This is a genomic window from Jezberella sp. (genome assembly GCF_964834465.1).
The window spans coordinates 49,260-71,183 of record NZ_CBAZRM010000016.1 but is presented as its reverse complement, the minus strand read 5'-3'; the positions used below and the strand labels follow the sequence as shown (position 1 = coordinate 71,183).

The following is a 21,924-nucleotide window of genomic DNA, read 5'->3' as shown; positions in this document are numbered from 1 at the left end:
ATCGTATTTCCATGACCTGATCGCTCAGGCCGGTTATACGTCGCTGCTCAAAGGAAGTGAGGTTGTTTGTCTATCTAAGCCCTTGACGAACTTAAATAAATTTACTTCCAAACTTCTTTGTGAGCACTTGATTTCGTTTAAGCAGCTAGCGACCCTGTTACAGATCATTCGCCTGCGCACTCATTCCAAGCGCCCACACTTATCGGTTGTCTAGTTTTTAAAGAACATGGTATTCGGTACTTTTTTACTACTAAAACATCGCATTTACTGCGCTGTTTTGATGAACAGAATATTAACATACTTCGCTAATCTTCGCTTATCTCGCTTCGAACATCTGGCAAAACGTCTTTAACAGCTCGATTTGCAACTTGACTTTCGTTGCGCCCTGCTTGTTTTTCAACAGCAGAGAAACGAGATTATGAACGGATTTTTTTGTCCTGTCAAATCGAAGTCGCAAAAGAGGCAAAGAATATGAATATTTGATGACCGTCAGGTGAAATATTGGGTACTACTTCAGTTTCTCAGCAAATTGTTGCTTGAATTTAGCCACCTTGGGGGCAATCACAAACTCGCAGTAGCCCTGCTTAGGATGCAGCGCAAAATAATTGTCATGCATCTCTTCAGCAGGCCAGAAGATTGCGGCATCTCGCACCTCTGTACAAACCTTAGCAGGGTACTTGCCCGAAGCATCAACAACCGTGATCGCCTGCTGTGCCTGTTGGCGCTCTTGTTCACTACGCACAAAGATAGCTGATTGGTACTGTGGCCCAACATCATTACCCTGTTGGCCGGGTGTTGTCGGATTATGCGTCGCAAAAAACACTTCCAACAAGGATAGATAGGAAATCACCTGCGGATCGTATTTAATCTCGATGACCTCGATATGACCCGTCGTTTTTGTGCAGACCTGCTCATAAGTAGGATGAGTGACGGTTCCGCCGCAATATCCTGATTTGACGGAGTGCACGCCTTCGAGCGCGCTGAACACCGCTTCAGTGCACCAAAAGCAACCACCGCCAAACACAGCAACATCATTTAATTGTTGAATCGAATTCATGAGTAAATCTCTTGAAAAGGTTGTGATTTGTTACTGCTTCGACAACGACAGTATCCAGACTGCTATTTGCTTCGCGTCAGACAAGCTGACTTGGGACTGCGCAGGCATGGGCACTGCCCCCCAACGCCCGCCCCCCCCCTGCCGAATTGAGCCAGCCAGATAATCAATGGGTGCATCGATGGATGAATAGCGCTTGGCGACTGCAACAAATCCTGGGCCAACTCGTTTTGCGTCTATCTGGTGGCAACCCAAACAGTTTTTGCTCTTCGCCAAGGATGCGCCCTCGGCAACTGAGCTACGTTCTGCATGGGCAACTGCCTTGTCGGCACCTTGAGCCGCGCCGTGCATCTCTGCCACCCCTTGCGCCAAAATCGGCCCGGTCGACACCAAACCGACGCAGACGGCGATCGTCGTCGCGACGCCCCACGAAGGGGTCATCGCAAGGGCTTTAACGTTCAAACGCATCGGTAACGGCGCCGCGACTTGCCGTGCTGGCGAGCGCCCCAAACTTGGCCAACACACCGCGGGTATAGCGAGGTTTGCGTGGCTTCCAAGCGGCGCGGCGGCGTTCGATCTCTGCGTCAGCCACGTTCAGTTGAAGCAACAGTTGTTTTGAATCGATCGTGACTGAGTCACCCTCTTCGATCAAACCAATCAAGCCACCGACAAAAGCCTCAGGGGATACGTGACCCACCACCATCCCCCACGTACCGCCCGAAAAACGGCCATCCGTAATCAAGCCGACTGACTCACCCAAACCCTGACCAATCAATGCGGCAGTTGGTGCAAGCATTTCTCGCATTCCCGGACCACCTTGCGGGCCTTCGTAACGAATCACGACCACATCGCCATGAGTAATCTTGCGATCCATGATCGCTGCCATGGCGTCGTCCTCAGAGTCGAAAACACGGGCTGGCCCAGTCATGACGGGGTTTTTCAATCCAGTAATTTTGGCAACACAACCCTCTGGGGACAAATTACCTTTCAAGATCGCCAGATGGCCCTGCGCATACATGGGGCGGTCTATCGGATGAATAATGCTCTGCCCAGCAGGCGGTTGATCCGGGACATCCTTCAAGTTCTCAGCAAGGGTCTTGCCGGTAATCGTGATGCAATCCCCATGCAACAAGCCCGCATTCAACAACATCTTCATGACTTGAGGGATACCGCCGACACGATGAAAATCCACGATCAAATGCTTGCCCGAAGGTTTCAGGTCGCACAGGACGGGCACACGTTTGCGCACGGTTTCAAAATCATCGATCGTCCAGGGCACGTCCGCGGCATGGGCAATCGCCAGAAAATGCAAGACGGCATTGGTCGATCCACCTGTCGCCATGATGACGGCGACCGCGTTTTCGATCGATTTACGGGTAATGATGTCGCGTGGGCGAAGATTGTTACGGACCGCTGCGACGACCGTTCTGGCCGCGGCTGCCGCGTTTTCAATCGCCTCACCGTCTTCGTTCGCGATCGTGCTCGAGTAAGGCATGGCCATGCCCATGGCTTCGAAGGCTGAGCTCATGGTGTTCGCTGAATACATGCCACCACAAGAACCAGTCCCGGGAATTGCATTTTGCTCAATCCCTTTAAAGTCTTCTGTGCTCATCCGTCCCATCGTGTATTCACCCACGGCTTCGAACACAGACACGATGTTCAGGTCTTTGCCCTTGTAAGAGCCAGGTTTGATGGTGCCGCCATAGACATAAATCCCTGGCACGTTCATGCGAGCCAAGGCAAGCATGCCGCCGGGCATGTTTTTGTCGCAACCACCGATTACCACAACACCATCCATCCATTGGCCTTGCACACAAGTTTCAACGCAATCCGCGATTACTTCGCGCGACACCAGTGAATATTTCATCCCCTCAGTACCCATCGACATGCCATCCGAAATCGTTGGCGTGCCAAATACCTGAGGATTCGCGTTCGATTCGCGAATCGCTTTAATTGCAGCATCGGCCAAAGGCTGCAGACCGCTATTGCAAGGCGTAATGGTTGAGTGGCCGTTGGCCACGCCAATCATGGGGTTGGCAAAGTCACTCTCTTTATAGCCCATCCCGTAATACATAGATCGATTCGGGGCGCGGGTCACACCTTCGGTGACGTGTTTAGAACGTTCGTTATTTGCCATGATTAATTATCCGTAAATGAGCGGCCAATAAAGGGTGAAACCAGTCGTATAGGTTACACCGAGCCTACAGTTTAAGATGGTGCAGAGGGTTATTATGGAACATCTTTTAGAGAAGGGTATTTGATGCTTCCATTTCCCCGTATTGACCCCATTGCTGTACAAATCGGCCCGCTGGCAGTTCACTGGTACGGCTTGATGTATTTGTTTGGTTTCGCTTCAGCTTGGGTGCTGGGCAACCGGCGGATCAAAGCTGGCAAGACGAAATTGACGGCCAAAGATCTGGAAGACATCATTTTTTACTCGGTCTTGGGCGTCGTGCTCGGCGGACGTCTTGGTTATGTTTTGTTTTACAAACCCGTTTATTACTTCAATCACCCTAGCGAGATATTTTTTCTCTGGCAAGGTGGGATGTCCTTTCACGGGGGGTTACTCGGTGTCATTACCGTCATTCTGTTGTTCGCTCGCTTGAAGCACTATCGATGGATGGAGGTGAGCGATTTTGTGGCGCCGCTGATTCCCCTCGCGCTAGCTGCCGGTCGACTCGGCAACTTTATCAATGGTGAACTCTGGGGTCGCAAGACGGATGTTGCTTGGGCCATGGTGTTCCCGGGCAGTGGCGATGGCCAACCGCGACACCCCTCCCAGCTATACGAATTAGGGCTTGAAGGCTTGTGCTTATTTGGTTTGCTTTGGTGGTTTTCTCATCGACCAAGGCCTACGGGGCAAGTCAGCTCAATGTTTTTGATTGGCTACGGTTGTTTCAGATTTATCGGTGAATTTGCTCGTGAACCCGACGATTTTCTCGGTTTTCTGGCAGCGGGGTTTACGATGGGCCAGTGGTTGTCTATCCCAATGGTTTTGGGGGGCATTGCCATGTTTACGATTTGCGGACGCAGAGAGGCCAAAGGATAGGCCTCGCGGACGATAAAACGCTCTACAACAGCAGAGCGTTTAAAAAAAAAGAGCCTGATCCAGTATAAAACTGGTCAGACTCTTTCAATAAATGCCCCGCTCGTGCCGTCCAGACCGGCATCTCGAACCGTTGGTTCAAGGTGGTCACCTCAGACCTGACTTTGAGCGCATCTAACGAGAGATGTGCACACCCATCAAGAAATTCGGCAACGCGGTATGCCATAAGCATGGGTAAGAGAATATATGGTCTATTCGCGAACACAGCAGGGACAAAAGGTTGGCGCTAAGTTTTTACCAAGGCGCCGTCGATTAATCCGTTGATGTAATCTATTTTACGCTTAAATTCACCCACTGCGATGCCGCCCGATCCTTCCGTCGCGCCATCCGCTAATTTCAGTGTCAATAATTCGCTAGCGAGCTGGATAGCGACCATCACAGCAATCCTCTCGTTACCTGAGATTTTGCCAGTCCCTTGAATACGCCCAGCCAATTGCGCCACATGCTGCGTGGCAGAGACCAAATCTGCTTTTTCTTGTGGCTCGCAGGCTAACGAGTAATCGCGTCCTAAGATTGATACATCAACGCGTTCCATTACTCAGCCCCCTCAAGCATCACACCAGGCAAACGATCAAGCACTAATTCGATTCTATCGCGCGCCAACTCTGTCGCCTGCCGCAACTGCGAAACCTCATGGGTGCGAATCTCTAACTGTGCCTGCATATTGGTATGTTGCTGCTTGAACAAATCCAGCGAACCCTGCAGAGCCGCGTGCTTCGCATGAGATTGTGCTCGCAATCCTTCAAGTTCGCTTTCGTAAGCCGCCACTTTAGAGGTCAAATCGCTGGCTTCGCGCCCTTGCCCGATCAGCTTAGCCGCGAGATTGTCTCTCTCGCGTTCTGCGGCAACGAGTTTCGCCTGAAGCGACGCCCGCTCGGCTTCAAGCGCCTTGGCGTGTTTAGCAAGCTGGGATATTCGGGTGGCGAGGTGATCAAGGTCTTCTAACATATCCGTATCGTAAAAGAAAAATGCGCCGACAGGTTCGCTCTCTGTCATCTAGTGGTCATTATATGAACAACTGTAGGGAAAACCCCACCAGCTTGATCACTAAACAGTGTTTGCATTACCCCATTACTCCATTACCATGCTGGACTTGTGAGCTTTTTTACACGCGTCCAATTGAGATGCGAGGAAAGCACATTCTCTGTGATCGATTTTGATTAGAAATTAGCAGCGCAGTCTAGGAGCGTCAAACCATGCAGCTAAAAAATAAGCAGGACTTTTGGTCCGGCGTAATGTTCGTCACCTTAGGTACGGCATTTGCGCTTAAAGCTACCACCTACTCCATGGGCACCGCTGCCCGCATGGGACCTGGCTACTTTCCCTTTTGGCTAGGCATTCTGATGGCTATTTTGGGTGGGGTTATCTTGCTGACTTCGTTGCGGCCCAAAGCCGAAAAAACAGAAGTGGCGAGCTTTAGCTTTCGAATCCTCGCAATCATCATCGGCTCGGTGGTTGTTTTTGGCTTGTGCCTTAAGCCTTTGGGCTTAATCATCTCTTTGTTTCTGCTGGTCATCATCAGCAGCTTGGCAAGCCATGAACATAGCTGGAAGGTGTCGTTTGCGAACGCAATCTTTCTGGTCATCCTTTGCTGGCTGTCTTTCGTGAAGGGCCTTGGGTTGATTTTCCCCATCTGGCCCGCCTTTCTCGGTTTGAATTAAGAGGTCTATGCAAATGGAATTACTACACAATCTGTATATCGGCTTTGGCGTTGCAGTCACGCCCGAGAATCTCTTCTACGCCTTTCTGGGGTGCCTGCTCGGCACCTTGGTGGGTGTGCTGCCAGGTCTGGGCCCAGTGCCAACGATCGCAATGTTGTTGCCAATCACCTACGTGCTGCCCCCAATTGCCGGCTTGATCATGCTTGCTGGCATTTATTACGGCGCACAATATGGGGGCTCGACAACTGCGATTCTCGTGAATCTGCCAGGTGAAACCTCATCCGTGGTGACTACCCTCGATGGGCATGCCATGGCAAAAAATGGTCGAGCGGGGGCCGCTTTGTCGATCGCCGCTCTGGCATCATTTTTCGCCGGCACAGTCGCCACCATGTTGCTAGCCGCTTTCGCCGCGCCACTTGCTGAGATTGCGTTCAAATTTGGCCCCGCCGAATACTTTTCACTGATGGTGCTGGGCTTGGTGGGCGCAGTGGTCTTGGCCTCTGGGTCGCTGATCAAGGCGATTTGCATGATTTTGCTTGGGCTCTTGCTGGGCATGGTTGGCACCGACGTTAACTCGGGCGTCGCTCGCTTCGACTTTGGTGTCCCTGAGCTTCAAGACGGTATCGATTTCGCGATCGTTGCGATGGGTGTCTTTGGTTTTGCTGAGATCATGAGCAATCTTGAGGACAGTGGCAAACAAGGCGATGTCGCCGTTGCGGTGGGTTCACTTTATCCGAACAAGCAAGAATTCAAAGAAGCTTGGCCTGCAGCGGTGCGTGGCACGGCCTTGGGCTCTTTGCTGGGGATCTTGCCGGGCGGTGGTGCTGTTCTGTCTTCGTTTGCCTCCTACACGCTTGAGAAAAAAATCTCTAAGCACCCTGAGCGGTTTGGCAAAGGCCATCCCGCTGGTGTCGCTGGCCCAGAGGCCGCGAACAACGCGGGTGCACAAACCTCGTTTATTCCGTTGCTGACCTTGGGTATCCCCGGTAACGCCGTGATGGCGTTGATGGTGGGTGCAATGACGATTCATAACATCCAGCCAGGTCCACAGGTGATGGCGAGCCATCCAGATTTATTCTGGGGTCTGATTGCCTCGATGTGGATCGGTAACCTGATGCTGGTGGTGCTGAATCTGCCGCTGATCGGTATCTGGGTCAAGTTACTCAAAGTGCCTTATCGCATTCTTTTCCCGGCGATTCTGGTGTTTTGTACCATTGGGGTGTATTCGCTCAACTACAACGCCTTCGATATTTTTACGACTGCCTGCTTTGGCATCGTTGGATACGTGTGGAGTAAGCTCAAGTGCGAAGGTGCACCTTTGCTGTTAGGTCTCGTGCTCGGCCCCATGATGGAAGAAAACTTCCGACGTGCCTTATTGTTATCGCGCGGTAACTACTTCACCTTCCTTGAGCGCCCCTTGTCTGCCTCGCTGTTAGCGGCCGCATTCATCCTCGTCTTGATCGTGGCCTCACCTTCGATTCGCAAGAAGCGCGAAGAAACTTTCGTAGAGGATTAATTCATGTCCAGTATCAACGCCAGAAGTTATGAGTCGACTCAACCTGTTAAGGTTGCGTTTATTGGCCTAGGCGTCATGGGGTTGCCCATGGCAGGCCATTTAGCTAAAGCCGGCCATCATGTGACCGTCTACAACCGTAGCGTGCAAAAGGCGCAAGCCTGGGTTGCCGAGTTCGGTGGGCAATGGGCCCCTACCCCGCGTGAGGCAGCGACGGGGGCGCAAATCGTCTTGGCTTGCGTCGGCAATGATGATGATCTTCGAAGCATTGTGCTGGGTGAAAATGGCGCGTTTGCCGGCATGGCACCCGGCGCTACATTTATCGATCACACCACAGCCTCGGCCTCGGTTGCCCGAGAGCTCAATGCGCTCGCTAAATCGAAATCACTGAAGTTCATCGACGCACCCGTCTCAGGCGGTCAGGCAGGTGCGGTTAACGGCATGCTCACCGTGATGTGCGGTGCTGACGCGGCTGACTTCGCAGCCGTGAAGGATGTGATGGCCGTTTTTGCACGCGCAGTGACCTTGGTCGGTGAAAGTGGTGCTGGTCAATTGGCTAAGATGGTTAATCAAATCTGTATTGCTGGTCTCGTGCAGGGTCTGTCAGAAGGCATCGCCTTTGGACAAGCAGCCGGCTTGGATATGAAGCTCGTCTTGGATGTCATCAGCAAAGGGGCGGCCCAAAGCTGGCAAATGGAGAACCGTGGTCATACGATGGTTGACGACAAGTTCGACTTTGGTTTTGCAGTGGATTGGATGCGTAAAGACCTTAGTCTGGTTTTAGACGAGTCACGCCGCAATGGTGCCAGAGTACCCGTCACTGCACTGGTCGACCAGTTTTATGCAGACGTTCAACAGATGGGTGGTTCGCGCTGGGATACCTCTAGCCTCATCAAACGGCTGAAGTGAGCGAGGTTGATTGGCGTCAAGCCAGTCAACCACTTGAATCAACTCAGGGAGCCCGACACACCTGCGAAGCATCGGCCAGAGGTCGGTCTTCGTTAGGTTTCTTGAAAATCAAACCTGACAATTCATTTAATGCGAGAGAGTACACCTCTCTTTTAAATTCAATCACGGTGTCTAAGGGGATCCAATAATCGCACCATCGCCACGCATCGAACTCGGGCGATTGCGTTGCTCGAAGGCAAACATCGGTGTCGCGCCCAAGCATACGCAGCAGAAACCAAATCTGCTTCTGCCCTTTGTAATGGCCTCGCGATTCGCGTCGGATATAAGCATCCGGCACGTCGTAACGCAACCAATCCCTCGTACGGCCCAAAATGCGGACATGATCTGGCATCAACCCGACTTCTTCGTGAAGTTCGCGAAACATGGCCTGCACCGGGCTTTCGCCGTATTTGATGCCACCCTGCGGAAACTGCCACGCATGTTCCCTGATCCGCTTGCCCCAGAAGACCTCGTTTTTTTGGTTGACGAGGATAATGCCCACATTTGAACGGTAGCCCTCGCGATCAAGCATGGCTAGTCCCTGCGAATTCAATACAATTGCACCTGATTATACGTATCCGTCGACTTTTTGCATCTTCATTTTTTGCACCTTCATTTTTTGCATCCTCTTCTTTTGACTAGCTAACTCATGCGCGCATCCGCCTTTCACATCACCACCCTTAAAGAAGCCCCTAATGACGCCGAGATTGCCAGCCATCGATTGATGATGCGCTCGGGCATGATCCGTAAACTGGCAGGCGGCATCTATAACTACATGCCTCTCGGGTTACGCGTCATCCGTAAAGTCGAAAACATTGTCAGACAAGAAATGGATGCAGCCGGTGCACTCGAGCTGCTGATGCCGGTTGTCCAACCTGCAGAACTGTGGATGGAATCTGGTCGCTGGGAGCAATACGGCCCCGAACTGCTGAGAATCAAAGACAGGCACGGCCGCGATTTCGTCTTGCAACCAACCTCAGAAGAAGTCATCACTGACATCGCTCGCAATGAAATTCAAAGCTGGCGTCAGCTGCCGGTCAACTTCTACCATATCCAAACCAAATTCAGAGATGAAAGACGTCCTAGATTCGGCGTCATGCGTGGGCGCGAGTTCACCATGAAGGATGCCTACTCGTTTGATCGTGACGTGGCCGGGGCGCAAAAAAGCTATCAAACCATGTTTGACGCGTACATGAAGATTTTCAATCGCTTGGGTCTCACGTTCAGAGCCGTATCCGCCGACACGGGTTCAATCGGTGGTTCGCAAAGCCATGAATTTCAAGTGATTGCTGATATTGGCGAGGATTTGATCGTTTACGATCCAGCCAGCGATTTTGCTGCGAACATCGAACTCGCCGCGGCGCCCAATTTGCTCGCTCAACGGGCAGCCCCGACCCAGTCAATGACAGCCGTCGCGACACCTGGCGCAGCCAAGTGCAGTGCCGTTGCCGAGTTATTGCAAGTGCCGTTGTCTTGCACCATCAAATCCATTGTGGTCGCGACTGAGTCCCCTGGCAAACCACCTGTTATTTGGCTGCTCTTGCTTCGTGGCGACCACGAAATGAACGAGATCAAAGTCGGCAAGATCGCAGGCTTAAAAGAGGGGTTCAGGATGGCAACTGACGATGAAATCGTCGATCACTTTGGTTGCAAACCGGGCTACCTGGGCCCAGTTAATACGGTAAAACCTGTGCGAGTCATCGCCGATCTCACCGTGGCGAATATGCACGACTTTGTGTGCGGTGCCAATCGCGAAGACGCTCACTTAACCGGGGTGAACTGGGTACGAGACTTGCCGGTACCTGAGATAGTGACCGATATCCGCAATGTGGTTGAAGGCGACCCTGCGCCCTCGGGCAAAGGTGCGCTCGCCATCCAACGCGGTATTGAAGTAGGTCATGTGTTTTATCTCGGCACCAAGTATTCAGAGGCGTTGAAAGCAACATTTCTCGATGAGGGCGGCCGTCCTGCATTGATGGAGATGGGTTGCTATGGGATTGGCGTGACACGCATTGTGGGCGCTGCCATTGAGCAAAACCATGATGACAAAGGCATTATCTGGCCCAAAGCCATTGCCCCGTTCGAAGTTGTAGTCTGTGGGCTGGGTTGGGGTAAAAGCGAAGCGGTGCGCGCGCAAGCGCAAACGCTGTACGACGCGCTCAAGCAGCGTGGGGTTGATGTCATTCTGGATGACAGAGATCTACGACCAGGCATCATGTTTGCCGAATGGGAACTCATCGGGGTGCCTATCCGAGTCACCATTGGTGACCGGGGACTGGGAGAAGGCATTGTCGAATTGCTTTCGCGCAAGCAACAAGATGCCACTAAAATCCCGGTTCAGACTTGCGTCGAACAGATCATTGACGCCTTGAACCAGTACTAAGCAATTTCGCTGCCAGCAATCCCTCATGACCCTAGCCCACAGCGCTCGAACCCACTCGATTAACATTCGCGTCTATTACGAAGACACGGATGCGGGCGGCGTGGTTTTCTATGCGAATTACCTGAAGTTCATGGAACGCGCTCGTACTGAATGGCTCAGAGCGCTTGGCGTAGATCAATTCGATATGGCCAGAGATCTGCAAAGATGCTTCATGGTCACAGAACTGGATATTAAGTACAACAAGCCGGCCCGTTTGGACAATTTACTGCGTGTAGAGACCAAAATTGCTCGATTAGGGCGCGCATCGATCAACTTTACACAGAAAATTTTTTTAGAAACGGAACTGCTCGTACAAAGTGCAATCCAAATCTGTTGTGTAGATACCGTTAATATGCGACCTGCTGCACTGCCGCAGCTCGTTAGTCAGAAACTTCAGGCAATTACTCAGGATTAATCCATGCAACCAACCTCAGACATGTCAATGATCACGCTCGTCATGAACGCGAGCATTCCGGTGCAGCTCATCATGCTGTTGCTAGTGGTGATTTCTGTGCTGTCATGGACTTTTATTTTCTCGAAGCGTTCAGCCATTCAAACAGCGCTGAAACAGACAAAGCGGTTCGAGAATGAGTTTTGGAGCAGTGATGATCTTGTGCGGCTTGCCAAATCTGTCTCAAATGCGGAAGGTGCACAAGGAGCCTTAGCCAGAATCTTTGAAGCCGGCACCATCGAATTTCAGAAAGTTCGCCGTACCAGCCCAACAGCCGATACGAACGTCACCTTAGACGGTGCGCGCCGAGCCATGCGCGCGGCTTATCAACGGGAAATGGATGATCTGGATTCACACTTAAATTTTCTGGCGTCTGCTGGTTCGGTGAGCCCCTACATCGGCTTGCTGGGCACCGTCTGGGGCATTATGCATGCCTTCGTCGGCCTGGCTAACGTGCAACAAGCAACACTTGCCTCAGTCGCCCCAGGGATCGCAGAGGCTTTGATTGCCACGGCGATTGGCCTATTCGCGGCGATCCCGGCCGTCGTGGCATACAACCGCTATACCCATGACATTGATCGCTTGTCGATTCGTTTTGAGACCTTTGTTGACGAGTTTCTCAACGTACTTCAGCGGCAGGTTCGCTAATGTCCTCAGTCAGATCCAATTACGGCCGCGGTGGCCGCAAACTAAAAAACGAAATCAACGTCGTGCCTTATATCGACGTGATGTTAGTCTTGCTCGTGATTTTTATGGTGACTGCACCGCTCATCACGCCTGGCGTGATTGAGCTGCCTTCAGTCGGGCAGGCCGCCAATATCCCTTCAACGCCCATCGAGATTGAAATCGATGATAAGGGCGCCATCAAGTGGCGCAAGCGTGAGGCAGGGGCAGTCAGTCAATCCGTTGAGAGAAGCGAGCTGGCCAGCACACTGTTGGCGCAGCTCAAGCCAGATCAATCAGTCGTCATCGCCGCTGACGGAAAAGTATCCTACGACACCGTGATGAAGGTCATGGACGACTTAAGGTCAAACGGCATTACGAAACTTGGGCTGCTCGTGGATCAAAAAGGCAAGTCTGACACGAAGCCTGCCAAACCGCCTAAACGATGATCGCGTGTCACCCAATTACCGCGAATGTTGAAGCCACAAAACAAACTTATGCCTGAACGCGCAGCCAGTACTCGCCGCACGCCCAGACGATTGCGACGCCGCCCGCGTGACTGGAAGTCGCTTTGGTTTGCCATTGGCATGCACAGTCTTTTGGTACTGGTGCTCGTGCTCGAATTGAACTGGAAAACCGAAAAGCCAGGCCCCCTGCAGGTCGAACTGATCATGGCTGGCAATAACGGCACACCGCCCCCCCCGCCAAAAGTCGATCCGACCCCCGAACCTAAACCCGAGCCAGAACCCAAACCGACGCCCGACGTCGTGCCACCGCCACCACCGCCGCCTGCTCCCCCAGAGGCGACGCCTAAAGTTGAGATAGATCCCGACATTGCGCTTGAGGAAGCAAAAAAGCGCAAGCTCGAACAAGAGAAAATTGAACGTGAATTGGCTGAGAAAAAGCGCAAAGAAGAAGCGCGCAAAGAAGAGCTGCGCATCAAACATGAGCGCGAACTGGCAGAGAAAAAAGAACGCGAAAAGCTTGAGTTAGAACGCAAAGAAAAAGAAAAGAAAGAACAAGAGAAAAAAGCCAAGGAAGACGCCGAGAAGCAGGCTGCCGAAGAAAAGAAAGCCAAAGAACTGAAGGAAGTGGCCGAGAAAAAGGCCAAAGAGGAAGCTGACAAGAAGGCTAAGGCCGAAGCCGCTAAAAAAGCGGCTGCCGACAAGGCGTTGAAAGATGCGATGCGAAGCGACATCTTGGGCAATCCTGGTGCCGCGAATGGCACGGCCGATAAAAACCAGGCTGGGGGTGGCAGCAGCAACGGCTACTCTGCGGCGATCATGGCGTGCGTCAAGCCTGGCGTTAATTATCCGACCCCACCGCGGTCGGGTAGCCTCAACCCAACAGCTATTTTCAGGGTACAGGTAAAATCCGACAATACAGTCGGGGCAATCAAGCTGGTTTCCTCTTCGGGGATACCTCGTTTTGACGAAGCGGTCGAAATGGGTATCACAAGATGCTCCCCATTACCAAAACGTCCAGCTGGTTTTGTGTTGCAGTATTTCGATCTTGAGTACCACATGTATGACTAACAGGAGATATCCACCCATGACGTTTGGCCAAACCAATACTGTGTCAGACCCTGGTCAAGGCTTCTGGCACCGATCATTTTTGAGCTTGGCGGCGCTGCTGATCGTTTTGTTCACGACATTTGCGCCTTCTCTGAGCAAGGCTCAGTTGAAAGTTGACATTTCTGGGATTGGCGCTCGTCAATATCCCATTGCGATTGCTGACTTTAACGGTGACTCGGCCGGCACTTTGATTGCCGACGTGATTCGTGCAGACTTGACTCGTTCAGGTCAATTCCGCTTGGTAAACGCCACTGGCGCTGGGTTAAGCGTAGACTCCGCGATTGCTTTTGATGATTGGCGCTCGAAAGGGGCAGACTATATCGCCTATGGATCTGTCGGTCGTTTGTCGGACGGTCGCTACGATGTCAAATACCGGTTGGGTGACACTGTCAAAAAGGGTCAACTGGACGGCATTGCCTTCTCTGGCACTGAAAAAGAGCTGCGTCGCATCGCTCATCAGATCGCAGACAGAATTTACGAAAAAATTACCGGCGTCCCCGGGGTTTTCGCTACACGCATTGCTTACGTCTTAAAGCAAGGTAGCACTTACGAGCTGCAAATAGCAGACGCCGACGGTCAAAACCCTCAGGTAGCTCTCAGATCTCGCGAACCCGTCATTTCACCGGCGTGGTCGCCTGATGGGTCAAGACTGGCTTACGTGAGCTTCGAGTCAGGCAAACCCGTGGTCTACGTGCATACCTTGGCAACCAGCAAGCGCATCCCCGTGGCCAACTACAAGGGAAACAACTCAGCGCCCGCTTGGTCACCAGACGGTAATACGCTTGCCGTAGCATTGACGCGTGACGGGTTATCGCAGGTGTATGTGGTGAACGCTAATGATGGCGGAGGTTTGCGCAGAATTACGCGATCACCGTTGATCGACACAGAGCCGTTTTTCAGCCCAGATGGACGGTCTCTTTTCTTCACCAGTGACCGCAGCGGCAGCCCGCAAGTTTATCAAGTCGGGCTTGACGGCGGAGAGCCAAAACGGGTGTCTTTTAACGGCGGTTATAATATATCACCAAGAGTTTCTCCAGATGGGAAAACCCTGCTTACTGTAACAAGGCGTGACGGGGCGTTTCGAATTGCATCGTTAAACTTAGCCACTGGTTCTGAAACCCTCTTAACAGAAGGTTCTGATGATCAGTCGCCGAGCTTTGCCCCCAACGGGATGCAAGTTCTTTACGCCGCTGTTCAAGGTGGTCGCAGTGTGCTAGCTGGGGTGTCGAGCGACGGTAGAGTTCGCCAGACACTTTCGGTATTGAACGGTGAAATCCGTGAGCCTACCTGGGGTCCGTTTTTGCATTAACTAGTTAAACTTCTCAAGAAAGGAATTGTAATGTCGCGTATCGCAAAAAGCCTCACCATCGTTGCTCTGGCTGCCAGCTTGGCTGCTTGTAGCTCTGTTGACCTGAACAAGGACGCAAACGGTGCAAACACCACTGATGCCAACGGCATCATGGATCCGTTCAACCCGAATAGCCCACTTGCTCAACGCAAGTCTGTCTACTTTGAGTTCAACGACTACAGCGTGAGCGAGCAGTATCGCGGCGTCGTTGAAATGCATGGCAAATATCTCGTGTCCAAGCCCACACAGCGCGTTGTGGTTGAAGGCAACACCGACGCCCGTGGCGGCGCCGAGTACAACCTGGCTCTCGGCCAGCGTCGTGCTGACGCGGTTCGTCGTATGCTGACCCTGATCGGTGTGCCAGACGCACAAGTCGAGACCATCAGCTTCGGTAAAGAGAAGCCTAAGGCAATGGGTAACACCGACGCTGACTTCGCTGAAAACCGTCGCGCTGACTTCGCATACAAGCGTTAATCAGTTCAGTTATTTGTGTGACAAAACCCCGGGCCGAAAGCCTGGGGTTTTTTGTTGGGTATAAGTAATTATGCCAAAATAGGGTCGCTCTAAGTTGCTCTATGTTTTCAATAAAGGATGTTTCATGCGATCCATTGCACAAGTTGCTCGATCTTTAGGTGCGACTGCAGTCGTGCTCACCGGTGTCTGTCTACCCGTCGTGGCAAATGCGTTTGCCGATGATGACGCACGCAAAGCCATTCTCGAACTGCGTCAGCAAGTATCGGCGATGTCTGACGCAAATCAACGCGCTCGCCTTCAGCTGTCGGACGAGGTCGAAACCCTGCAACAAGAAGTCACTAAATTGCGCGCGCAGATTGAGCAGATGGGACGTCCCACCGGGTCTACCGGGCCCGCCACAGAGACCACGCCCAATGTGCCAGGTGCAGCGGTCCAGGATCCTGCGGAACAGTCCGCCTACGACGGGGCAATTGAACAATTTCGTAAAGCCCAATACAAAGATTCAGCGGCATCTCTGTCGGCATTTTTGGCGCTATTCCCTGACAGCACGCTGGCACCATCCGCCAACTTTTACTTGGGCAGTAGCCGCTACGGTATGAAGGACTACAAAGGCGCTATTGAGCAACTGACGACGACCGTGCAGAAGTACCCCAACCTGCCGCGTGCACCTGATGCGCTATTGGTGATTGCAGGTTGTCAGATTGAACTCAACAATCGTGCGTCAGCTAAAACCACTTTGCAAAAAATTGTAAAAGACTATAAAGGCACACCTGCAGCTGAAACTGCCACGAAACGCTTACAGTTATTGCAGTAGCAGCACGACACCGATCACCATCAGCAGCATGCCGATGGTTTCGTGGCGGCTGCTTTTCGTCAAAAACACTCGCCACGTAAAGAGCTGTGCAAACAGCACCTCAACGAGGCCGAGTGTTCTAACGTTAGCCGCGGCCGTCAAGGCAAAACCGAGAAACCACCCTTGCGATGCCGAGGCACCAAGCAGACCACCCCAGATCGACACGCGCCACGCCGCGAGGCAACGTCGCCAGCCGTTTGGGTCAAACAGGCTCATCCACCCGGCGAGCAAGAGCGACTGAACGCCGAGGCCACAGGCCAGTGACCACGAGGCATGCGCTAAGAAGTGCCCGTCGCCCAGCGCTAAAATCGCCCCACGAAACGACACAGCCGCGACCGCAAACGCCCCACCTGCCAATAGCCCCATCGCCACGGGTTGCCAACCTCTTGGGGAGTCCTCATCCGTTTTCTTTGGTTGACGCGCCATCAGAATGACCCCAGCGGTTGCCACCCCAATTGCAACGAGCGCCTTCCACGTCAACTGATCACTCAACACCAGCAGGCCAAATAAGGCCACCTGAACGGGTTCAGTTTTCGTCCAGACGGTCACCACCACAAAGGCCCGTTTGCGCATTGCTGCCAGCATCAACGCCGTTGCCGCAATCTGAGATACAGCACCCGCGATGGTGAAGCCAACGAACGACCAACTTATAGTCGGGATGTGCGAGCTAGTCGCCCATAAAGCCATTGCCGCAAACAGCACCGCAAACGGGAATCCATATAAAAATCTAACTTGGGTGGCACCGATGGTGCCTAGTTGCTCGGTCAAGCTTCGCTGGATGGCATTGCGACCCACTTGAAAAGCCGCTGCAACGATCGTGGCGGGTATCCAAACCCACGCCCATTCTGTGCTCATTGTTGTCCTTACCTGATATTATTTAAACGCGATCAGACCGCCCAAGATCATAACGGCTAAGAACAGGATCAGGGAGACGAACTTCCAGAACGTCAAAGGATCGCGCTCTATCAAGGGTTGCGTGCGCTGTCTTTGAAAGGCAGGATTTGGTCGATGCAAATCTTGAACAAATTCTGAGATCTCTGCGTAACGCTGTAACGGATCCGGCTGCAAGGCTTTGCGGACCGCCTCATCGACCCATACCGGTATTTTGGCTGAATGCACTAATAGCGACTGGTATTGAAGTTTCTTCTGTGCTTTTTTTGTCACCGCCTTTGCGGCAGCTATGCCGTAGGGCAAGTTTCCCGAGAGCATTTGATAAACAATAACTGCCAAGGAAAACAAATCTGACTGAGACGACCCTGTCGCACCTAAAAAATACTCCGGTGCGGCATATTGTGCAGATCCCAGTAGCGTGAGTTGTTCAATGGGTGTGTCGACGTCCATCGCACCAGCGACTCGAGTTGCACCAAAATCGATGATTTTTACCGTGCCCGTGTTATCGATCATGATGTTGTCGGGCTTGAGATCTTGATGCACCATCTCAAGTCGGTGAAAGGCACGTAACCCTCGGGCGATCTGCTCAACAATCGTGCGAACACGGTTCAGATCAGGGTTAGGGTGGTCGATCATCCATTGTGTGAGGCTTTGTCCCTCAATATATTCGGTCGCCACATAGATGTAACTACGTTTACGCGTCAAGGTGCAGGGTTTGAGTACATGAGCGTTATTAATTCGGCGAGCGATCCACTCTTCCATCAGAAATCTTTCGAGATAGGCGGGATCGTCACGCATCCCCACTGAGGGCAGTTTAAGCACCACTTGCTCGCCTGACTGTTCATCTACCGCCAAGTAGATATGGCTGCGGCTGCTGATCTTGAGTTCACGTTTGATGGTGTAACCGTCAAAACTCGTTCGAGCATCAGGCGTTGGGGCGAAGGGCAAACTACCAATTTGCCGAAACATTTCGTTTGCTTCTGGCACTGGCAGCTCATCGATACGAACAATTTGCAAGGTCAGATTATCGTTGCTGCCGCGGTCATAGGCGAGCTCTACCAACGTTTGCGCGATAGCATCCCAATCAGGAACAGGATCGCTGGCGTTCGTGGCGATATGGGCGGCGATTGTTTTGGCGTCTACGTATTCATAGACCCCATCAGTAGCCAGAATGAAGATATCGCCACAACTGAGGGGCACTGAGCAGTAATCGATGCTCAAACGATGATCGATGCCGAGCGCGCGGGCGAGATAGCTTTGCTCAGACGAGAGCCAGACACGATGATCGTCAGTGAGTTGCTCGAGTTGATGACCGCTGACGCGATAGACGCGTGTGTCGCCAACGTGAAACACATGGGCCGTGGTTGATTTGAACACGACTGAACTGAACGTGCAGACGTAGCCACGATCCTTTTCATAGCGATAGGCGCCCTTTTGAGTTTGCGCAAACAACCACGAGTTGATCGCCCCCAGCACGCGCTCTGCGGATGTCTTGACTGACCAGGTTTCTGCGGTCGAATAATAATCTTCAAGAAACCCCGTTACCGCCGCTTCACTGGCGACATGACTCACATCGCTTGAGCTAATCCCATCGGCCAAGGCAATCGCTATCCCTTTCGCGCTGAGCTGAGGCTCTTGAGGCACGCATAGGCCATGGAAATCTTGATTGGTGTCCTTGCGGCCTCTGTCGGAGTACTGGCCCGCGGACACCTTTAGGGTACTGATCATGTTTGCGCTCGGCCCGCTCCAAGATGCTTCGCCTGATGCGGGGCGATTTCGCTTTGATTATTTAAAAGTACGTTTCGCACCTGTCATCACATGAGTCGTGTACAGCGTTAGCCCGGTGAACAAAAGGCCCCCCACTAGGTTTCCTAAGACAGTAGGGATCTCATTCCAGAGGAAGTAATCAGCGATAGAGAACTTACCGCCCATCATCAATCCGGCCGGGAACAAGAACATGTTAACGACAGAGTGCTCGAATGTCATGTAAAAGAACACCATGATGGGCATCCACATGGCCATCACTTTGCCACTAACCGTTGTTGAGATCATCGCACCAACTACCCCGGTTGATACCATCCAATTGCACAACATGCCACGAATGAAGATAGTAATCCAACCCATCAAACCGTACTTGGCATAACCAACGGTTCTTGCCGCACCGATACCACCCAAACGCGCACCGATATCGTTCGGTTCAGTGGTGAATCCGAAGGTGAAGATAAAGGAAATTAGAAAAGCAACCGTGAGTGCTCCCAGAAAGTTGCCGATAAAAACAACACCCCAATTTTTGAGCACAGCACCAACAGTCACACCGGGGCGCTTGTTGATTAAGGCCAATGGCGTCAAGACGAAGACCCCAGTCAGCAAATCAAACCCCAGCAAATACAGCATGCAAAACCCAACGGGGAACAACACCGCACCGGCAAGGGGCGAGCCCGTTTGCACGGTAATCGACACGGCGAAAACAGCCGCGAGTGCCAGGATGGCGCCCGCCATATAGGCACGAATCAAGGAGTCGCGCGTCGCCATGTAGATTTTGGATTCGCCTGCGTCGACCATTTTGACGACAAATTCTGAAGGTAAAAGATAAGACATCAGAAACTCCTGAGGGTTAAAAACATGAGTAAAAAGTTAAGCTGCTCGCGTTAGCTCAGTGACCTTGGCTTGGCCGACAGCGCCCAATCCTTTGGCGACGTCGCCGACGATCATGATGGCGGGACTCGCGAAGCCTTCTGTCAAAAAGGCCTGAGACAAATATTGAAGCTCACAGACCAGCGTTCTTTGGTTCAACAAACTCGCGTTCTGGACAACACTCACTGGGGTATGACCCGGTAGCCCTTGCAACAAGCCCTGCACAATCGCTGTCAAATTGGCAACGCCCATATAAATCACCAGTGTCAGTTTGCTCACGCAACAAGTCGCCGCAATCTGCGGCCAGTCGACCCCTTGATCACCGGGCTTGCTGTGCCCTGTCATGAGCACCACACCATGCGCGTGATCACGGTGCGTGAGCGACACATTGAGCGACGTCGCCGCAGCCAAACCGGCCGTCATACCGCCGACCACACTGACCGCGATGCCTGCAGCCTGCAAGTGAGCGACTTCTTCACCACCGCGCCCAAAGACGAAGGGATCCCCACCTTTGAGCCGCACCACCGCCTCGCCATGCGCTGCCTCTTGAACCATCATCTTTAAGATCAAGCGCTGAGGCGTTGACGCGCAGCCGCCTCGCTTGCCGACGTGAATTACCCTCGCCTGAACCGACGCATGTCGCAAGACCTCTGGGTTGACGAGGTCATCGACCAAGATGACCGTGGCTTGCGCAATGGCCTTCACGGCCTTCAACGTCAAGAGCTCCGGGTCGCCTGGCCCTGCCCCTACCAACGTGACGCAGCCAGCCCGCTGGGCTAAAGGATTGGCGATTGCGGGTGATATCAAGGGACTCATGGGAAAATACTCAACCACAGCGAATGGCACACGTTTTATGTTGAGCAATAACTATGCCAATTCTCACGTTGGTGCATGCACTTCTCTGGGCGTTCATGCCACAACAGAGTGCCTTGGTGCTCTGGAGGAGGTTTGATTGCGCTCACTTGGCGCAATATGGTTCGCATCTGCCTTGTTTTGGTGCGCCGTTTTTGGCGGGGTATGATCTCTGTCGCGAGGAAGATCCTCGTGTCTCATTAGGTTCTGTTCTATGGCGCTCTTCATCGACTTCAAACGCTTGCCAGAACGCTTTCGATCGTTCGCCATGCGGGTCATCCCCTTATTAATCCTGCTCCATGTGTACATTGGTTGGCAATTAGTACCGAGCATGGCCTCTTCACCTGCCAGCATAGCGATTGGCATACTTTTACTGACGTGCTCGTGTTTGTTGCTTCCTTTGGGTCTGTTTGCACGCTTTATCATCCCAAACGACGAGCTCGCGGATCGCTTGAGCTTCTCAGGCTACATCGCCATGGGGCTCTTCTCTACCCTTTTGATCCTCACGGTATTACGCCATCTGGTTTCGCTATTGTTGAATGATCCACCGAGTACAAACCTGTCTGCATGGTTGGTGGTTGTCGTGACCCTCTCGGTGAGTCTGATCGGCTTTGTCAACGCTACAAAGATTGCTCGGGTCAAGCGCGTGTCGGTCACCCTCGAGAACTTGCCCGCAGCCTTGCACGGTTTCAAAATCGTGCAACTCAGCGACGTTCATGTCGGATCTAGCATCAAGTCTGCCTACGTGAAAGGAATCGTCGATCGAGTGAATCAACTCGAGGCTGATGTCGTTGCCATCACCGGCGATATTGTCGATGGAACCGTTGAAAGACTAGGAAGTCATACCGCCCATCTTGGACACTTGACCTCTCGTCATGGCACTTTTCTGGTGACGGGCAATCATGAATACTATGCTGGCGCCGAAGCATGGATTACTGAGTTCACCCGAATTGGGATCAAGTGCCTAATCAACGAACATGTTTTGCTCGAGCACAATGGCAGCACGCTCATGATCGCAGGCGTGACGGACTATTCTGCCCATCAATTCATCGCAGAACATCGCAGTGATCCCGAAAAAGCACTCAGCAATAGCCAGACTGAGGCGCCTCGTGTGCTGCTTGCTCATCAACCCCGATCGGCCGAGGCGGCTGAAAAAGCTGGCTTTCATCTTCAACTCTCTGGCCATACCCACGGTGGTCAGTTCTGGCCCTGGAATTTATTCGTGCCACTGCAGCAACCGTTTGTTGCGGGGCTTCACCGAACCAACAGGATGTGGATCTACATTAGTCGTGGCACAGGTTACTGGGGGCCACCGAAACGGTTTGGCGCGCAATCCGAAATCACATTGATAACGCTGGTGTCGAACCAGATGCGTTCATCATGACTTGCGCCATCCAACGGGTTAATCCAAAGCACTTAAAGCGATCTATTTGCAAATAATTACGACCAATCGTATATTTATACGAATAGTCGTACATTT

General features: G+C 52.5%; 24 protein-coding genes and 1 other RNA gene. 14 read left to right on the top strand and 11 right to left on the bottom strand.

Features of this window, described 5'->3' with window-relative positions; genetic code table 11:
- The coding region (locus AC1W8Y_RS13125) for a hypothetical protein (RefSeq protein WP_482014939.1) at positions 1-214 on the top strand (214 nt) is incomplete at its 5' end.
- A 294-nt stretch (positions 215-508) separates the two neighbouring features.
- Here the strand turns inward: AC1W8Y_RS13125 and msrA are convergent.
- Genes msrA through ilvD form a run of 3 tightly spaced genes read right to left on the bottom strand, consistent with a single transcriptional unit; the run spans position 509 to position 3,191 of the window.
- Entirely contained in the window at positions 509-1,057 is a 549-nt protein-coding gene (gene msrA, locus AC1W8Y_RS13120) for a peptide-methionine (S)-S-oxide reductase MsrA (RefSeq protein WP_482014938.1), read from the bottom strand.
- A gap of 30 nt (positions 1,058-1,087) precedes the next feature.
- Positions 1,088-1,522, bottom strand: a complete 435-nt coding sequence (locus AC1W8Y_RS13115; RefSeq protein WP_482014937.1) for a c-type cytochrome — start codon at positions 1,520-1,522, stop codon at positions 1,088-1,090.
- Entirely contained in the window at positions 1,506-3,191 is a 1,686-nt protein-coding gene (ilvD, locus tag AC1W8Y_RS13110) for a dihydroxy-acid dehydratase (RefSeq protein ID WP_482014936.1), read from the bottom strand. The genes AC1W8Y_RS13115 and ilvD overlap by 17 nt, the downstream gene beginning before the upstream one ends.
- Positions 3,192-3,314: 123 nt before the next feature.
- Here ilvD and lgt point away from each other — a divergent pair, with 123 nt between their 5' ends.
- Positions 3,315-4,103: a prolipoprotein diacylglyceryl transferase gene (gene lgt / locus AC1W8Y_RS13105; RefSeq protein WP_482014935.1), complete on the top strand. Its 789-nt coding sequence runs from the start codon at positions 3,315-3,317 to the stop codon at positions 4,101-4,103.
- Between the two features lie 89 nt (positions 4,104-4,192).
- Here the strand turns inward: lgt and ssrS are convergent.
- The 3 genes from ssrS to AC1W8Y_RS13090 all read right to left on the bottom strand — a co-directional run bounded on the left by ssrS (position 4,193) and on the right by AC1W8Y_RS13090 (position 5,156).
- Positions 4,193-4,376: non-coding RNA, 6S RNA (ssrS, locus tag AC1W8Y_RS13100), on the bottom strand.
- Positions 4,377-4,386: 10 nt separating this feature from the next.
- On the bottom strand, positions 4,387-4,695 hold the full coding sequence (locus AC1W8Y_RS13095; RefSeq protein WP_482014934.1) for a cell division protein ZapA: 309 nt from the start codon (positions 4,693-4,695) through the stop codon (positions 4,387-4,389).
- Positions 4,695-5,156 carry a hypothetical protein gene (locus AC1W8Y_RS13090; RefSeq protein WP_482014933.1) on the bottom strand — a complete coding sequence of 154 codons (462 nt, stop codon included), beginning with the start codon at positions 5,154-5,156 and terminating at the stop codon, positions 4,695-4,697. The genes AC1W8Y_RS13095 and AC1W8Y_RS13090 overlap by 1 nt, the downstream gene beginning before the upstream one ends.
- Positions 5,157-5,356: 200 nt before the next feature.
- On the opposite strand from AC1W8Y_RS13090, the gene AC1W8Y_RS13085 reads away from it, so the two are divergent.
- Genes AC1W8Y_RS13085 through AC1W8Y_RS13075 form a run of 3 tightly spaced genes read left to right on the top strand, consistent with a single transcriptional unit; the run spans position 5,357 to position 8,243 of the window.
- Positions 5,357-5,821, top strand: coding sequence for a tripartite tricarboxylate transporter TctB family protein (locus tag AC1W8Y_RS13085; RefSeq protein ID WP_482014932.1), 465 nt, complete (start codon positions 5,357-5,359; stop codon positions 5,819-5,821).
- A 13-nt stretch (positions 5,822-5,834) separates the two neighbouring features.
- Positions 5,835-7,337, top strand: a complete 1,503-nt coding sequence (locus AC1W8Y_RS13080; RefSeq protein WP_482014931.1) for a tripartite tricarboxylate transporter permease — start codon at positions 5,835-5,837, stop codon at positions 7,335-7,337.
- 3 nt (positions 7,338-7,340) lie between these two features.
- Positions 7,341-8,243: an NAD(P)-dependent oxidoreductase gene (locus tag AC1W8Y_RS13075; RefSeq protein WP_482014930.1), complete on the top strand. Its 903-nt coding sequence runs from the start codon at positions 7,341-7,343 to the stop codon at positions 8,241-8,243.
- A gap of 43 nt (positions 8,244-8,286) precedes the next feature.
- Here AC1W8Y_RS13075 and AC1W8Y_RS13070 read toward each other — a convergent pair whose 3' ends face one another.
- Positions 8,287-8,814 carry an RNA pyrophosphohydrolase gene (locus tag AC1W8Y_RS13070; RefSeq protein WP_482014929.1) on the bottom strand — a complete coding sequence of 176 codons (528 nt, stop codon included), beginning with the start codon at positions 8,812-8,814 and terminating at the stop codon, positions 8,287-8,289.
- A gap of 117 nt (positions 8,815-8,931) precedes the next feature.
- On the opposite strand from AC1W8Y_RS13070, the gene AC1W8Y_RS13065 reads away from it, so the two are divergent.
- The 8 genes from AC1W8Y_RS13065 (at position 8,932) to ybgF (ending at position 16,028) form a co-directional block, all read left to right on the top strand.
- Positions 8,932-10,665, top strand: coding sequence for a proline--tRNA ligase (locus tag AC1W8Y_RS13065; RefSeq protein ID WP_482014928.1), 1,734 nt, complete (start codon positions 8,932-8,934; stop codon positions 10,663-10,665).
- A 25-nt stretch (positions 10,666-10,690) separates the two neighbouring features.
- Complete coding sequence (gene ybgC, locus AC1W8Y_RS13060) at positions 10,691-11,119, top strand: tol-pal system-associated acyl-CoA thioesterase (RefSeq protein ID WP_482014927.1); 429 nt, start codon at positions 10,691-10,693, stop codon at positions 11,117-11,119.
- 3 nt (positions 11,120-11,122) lie between these two features.
- The gene (tolQ, locus tag AC1W8Y_RS13055) at positions 11,123-11,803 is read left to right on the top strand and encodes a protein TolQ (protein WP_482014926.1); all 681 of its coding nucleotides are present in this window, start codon (positions 11,123-11,125) and stop codon (positions 11,801-11,803) included.
- On the top strand, positions 11,803-12,267 hold the full coding sequence (gene tolR, locus AC1W8Y_RS13050) for a protein TolR (protein ID WP_482014925.1): 465 nt from the start codon (positions 11,803-11,805) through the stop codon (positions 12,265-12,267). The genes tolQ and tolR overlap by 1 nt, the downstream gene beginning before the upstream one ends.
- A gap of 48 nt (positions 12,268-12,315) precedes the next feature.
- On the top strand, positions 12,316-13,353 hold the full coding sequence (gene tolA / locus AC1W8Y_RS13045; RefSeq protein ID WP_482014924.1) for a cell envelope integrity protein TolA: 1,038 nt from the start codon (positions 12,316-12,318) through the stop codon (positions 13,351-13,353).
- A gap of 16 nt (positions 13,354-13,369) precedes the next feature.
- The gene (tolB, locus tag AC1W8Y_RS13040; protein WP_482014923.1) at positions 13,370-14,701 is read left to right on the top strand and encodes a Tol-Pal system beta propeller repeat protein TolB; all 1,332 of its coding nucleotides are present in this window, start codon (positions 13,370-13,372) and stop codon (positions 14,699-14,701) included.
- A 30-nt stretch (positions 14,702-14,731) separates the two neighbouring features.
- Entirely contained in the window at positions 14,732-15,214 is a 483-nt protein-coding gene (gene pal / locus AC1W8Y_RS13035) for a peptidoglycan-associated lipoprotein Pal (RefSeq protein ID WP_482014922.1), read from the top strand.
- A 124-nt stretch (positions 15,215-15,338) separates the two neighbouring features.
- A complete protein-coding gene (ybgF, locus tag AC1W8Y_RS13030) occupies positions 15,339-16,028 on the top strand; it encodes a tol-pal system protein YbgF (RefSeq protein ID WP_482014921.1) in 690 nt (229 codons plus the stop codon).
- Here ybgF and AC1W8Y_RS13025 read toward each other — a convergent pair.
- Genes AC1W8Y_RS13025 through cobA form a run of 4 tightly spaced genes read right to left on the bottom strand, consistent with a single transcriptional unit; the run spans position 16,017 to position 20,408 of the window.
- On the bottom strand, positions 16,017-16,922 hold the full coding sequence (locus AC1W8Y_RS13025; RefSeq protein WP_482014920.1) for an EamA family transporter: 906 nt from the start codon (positions 16,920-16,922) through the stop codon (positions 16,017-16,019). The genes ybgF and AC1W8Y_RS13025 overlap by 12 nt on opposite strands.
- Positions 16,923-16,940: 18 nt before the next feature.
- Positions 16,941-18,686: a bifunctional protein-serine/threonine kinase/phosphatase gene (locus tag AC1W8Y_RS13020; RefSeq protein WP_482014919.1), complete on the bottom strand. Its 1,746-nt coding sequence runs from the start codon at positions 18,684-18,686 to the stop codon at positions 16,941-16,943.
- A 57-nt stretch (positions 18,687-18,743) separates the two neighbouring features.
- Positions 18,744-19,556, bottom strand: coding sequence for a formate/nitrite transporter family protein (locus AC1W8Y_RS13015; protein ID WP_482014918.1), 813 nt, complete (start codon positions 19,554-19,556; stop codon positions 18,744-18,746).
- Between the two features lie 36 nt (positions 19,557-19,592).
- Positions 19,593-20,408: a uroporphyrinogen-III C-methyltransferase gene (cobA, locus tag AC1W8Y_RS13010; RefSeq protein ID WP_482014917.1), complete on the bottom strand. Its 816-nt coding sequence runs from the start codon at positions 20,406-20,408 to the stop codon at positions 19,593-19,595.
- Between the two features lie 250 nt (positions 20,409-20,658).
- On the opposite strand from cobA, the gene AC1W8Y_RS13005 reads away from it, so the two are divergent.
- Complete coding sequence (locus AC1W8Y_RS13005; RefSeq protein WP_482014916.1) at positions 20,659-21,828, top strand: metallophosphoesterase; 1,170 nt, start codon at positions 20,659-20,661, stop codon at positions 21,826-21,828.
- Positions 21,829-21,924: the final 96 nt, after the last annotated feature.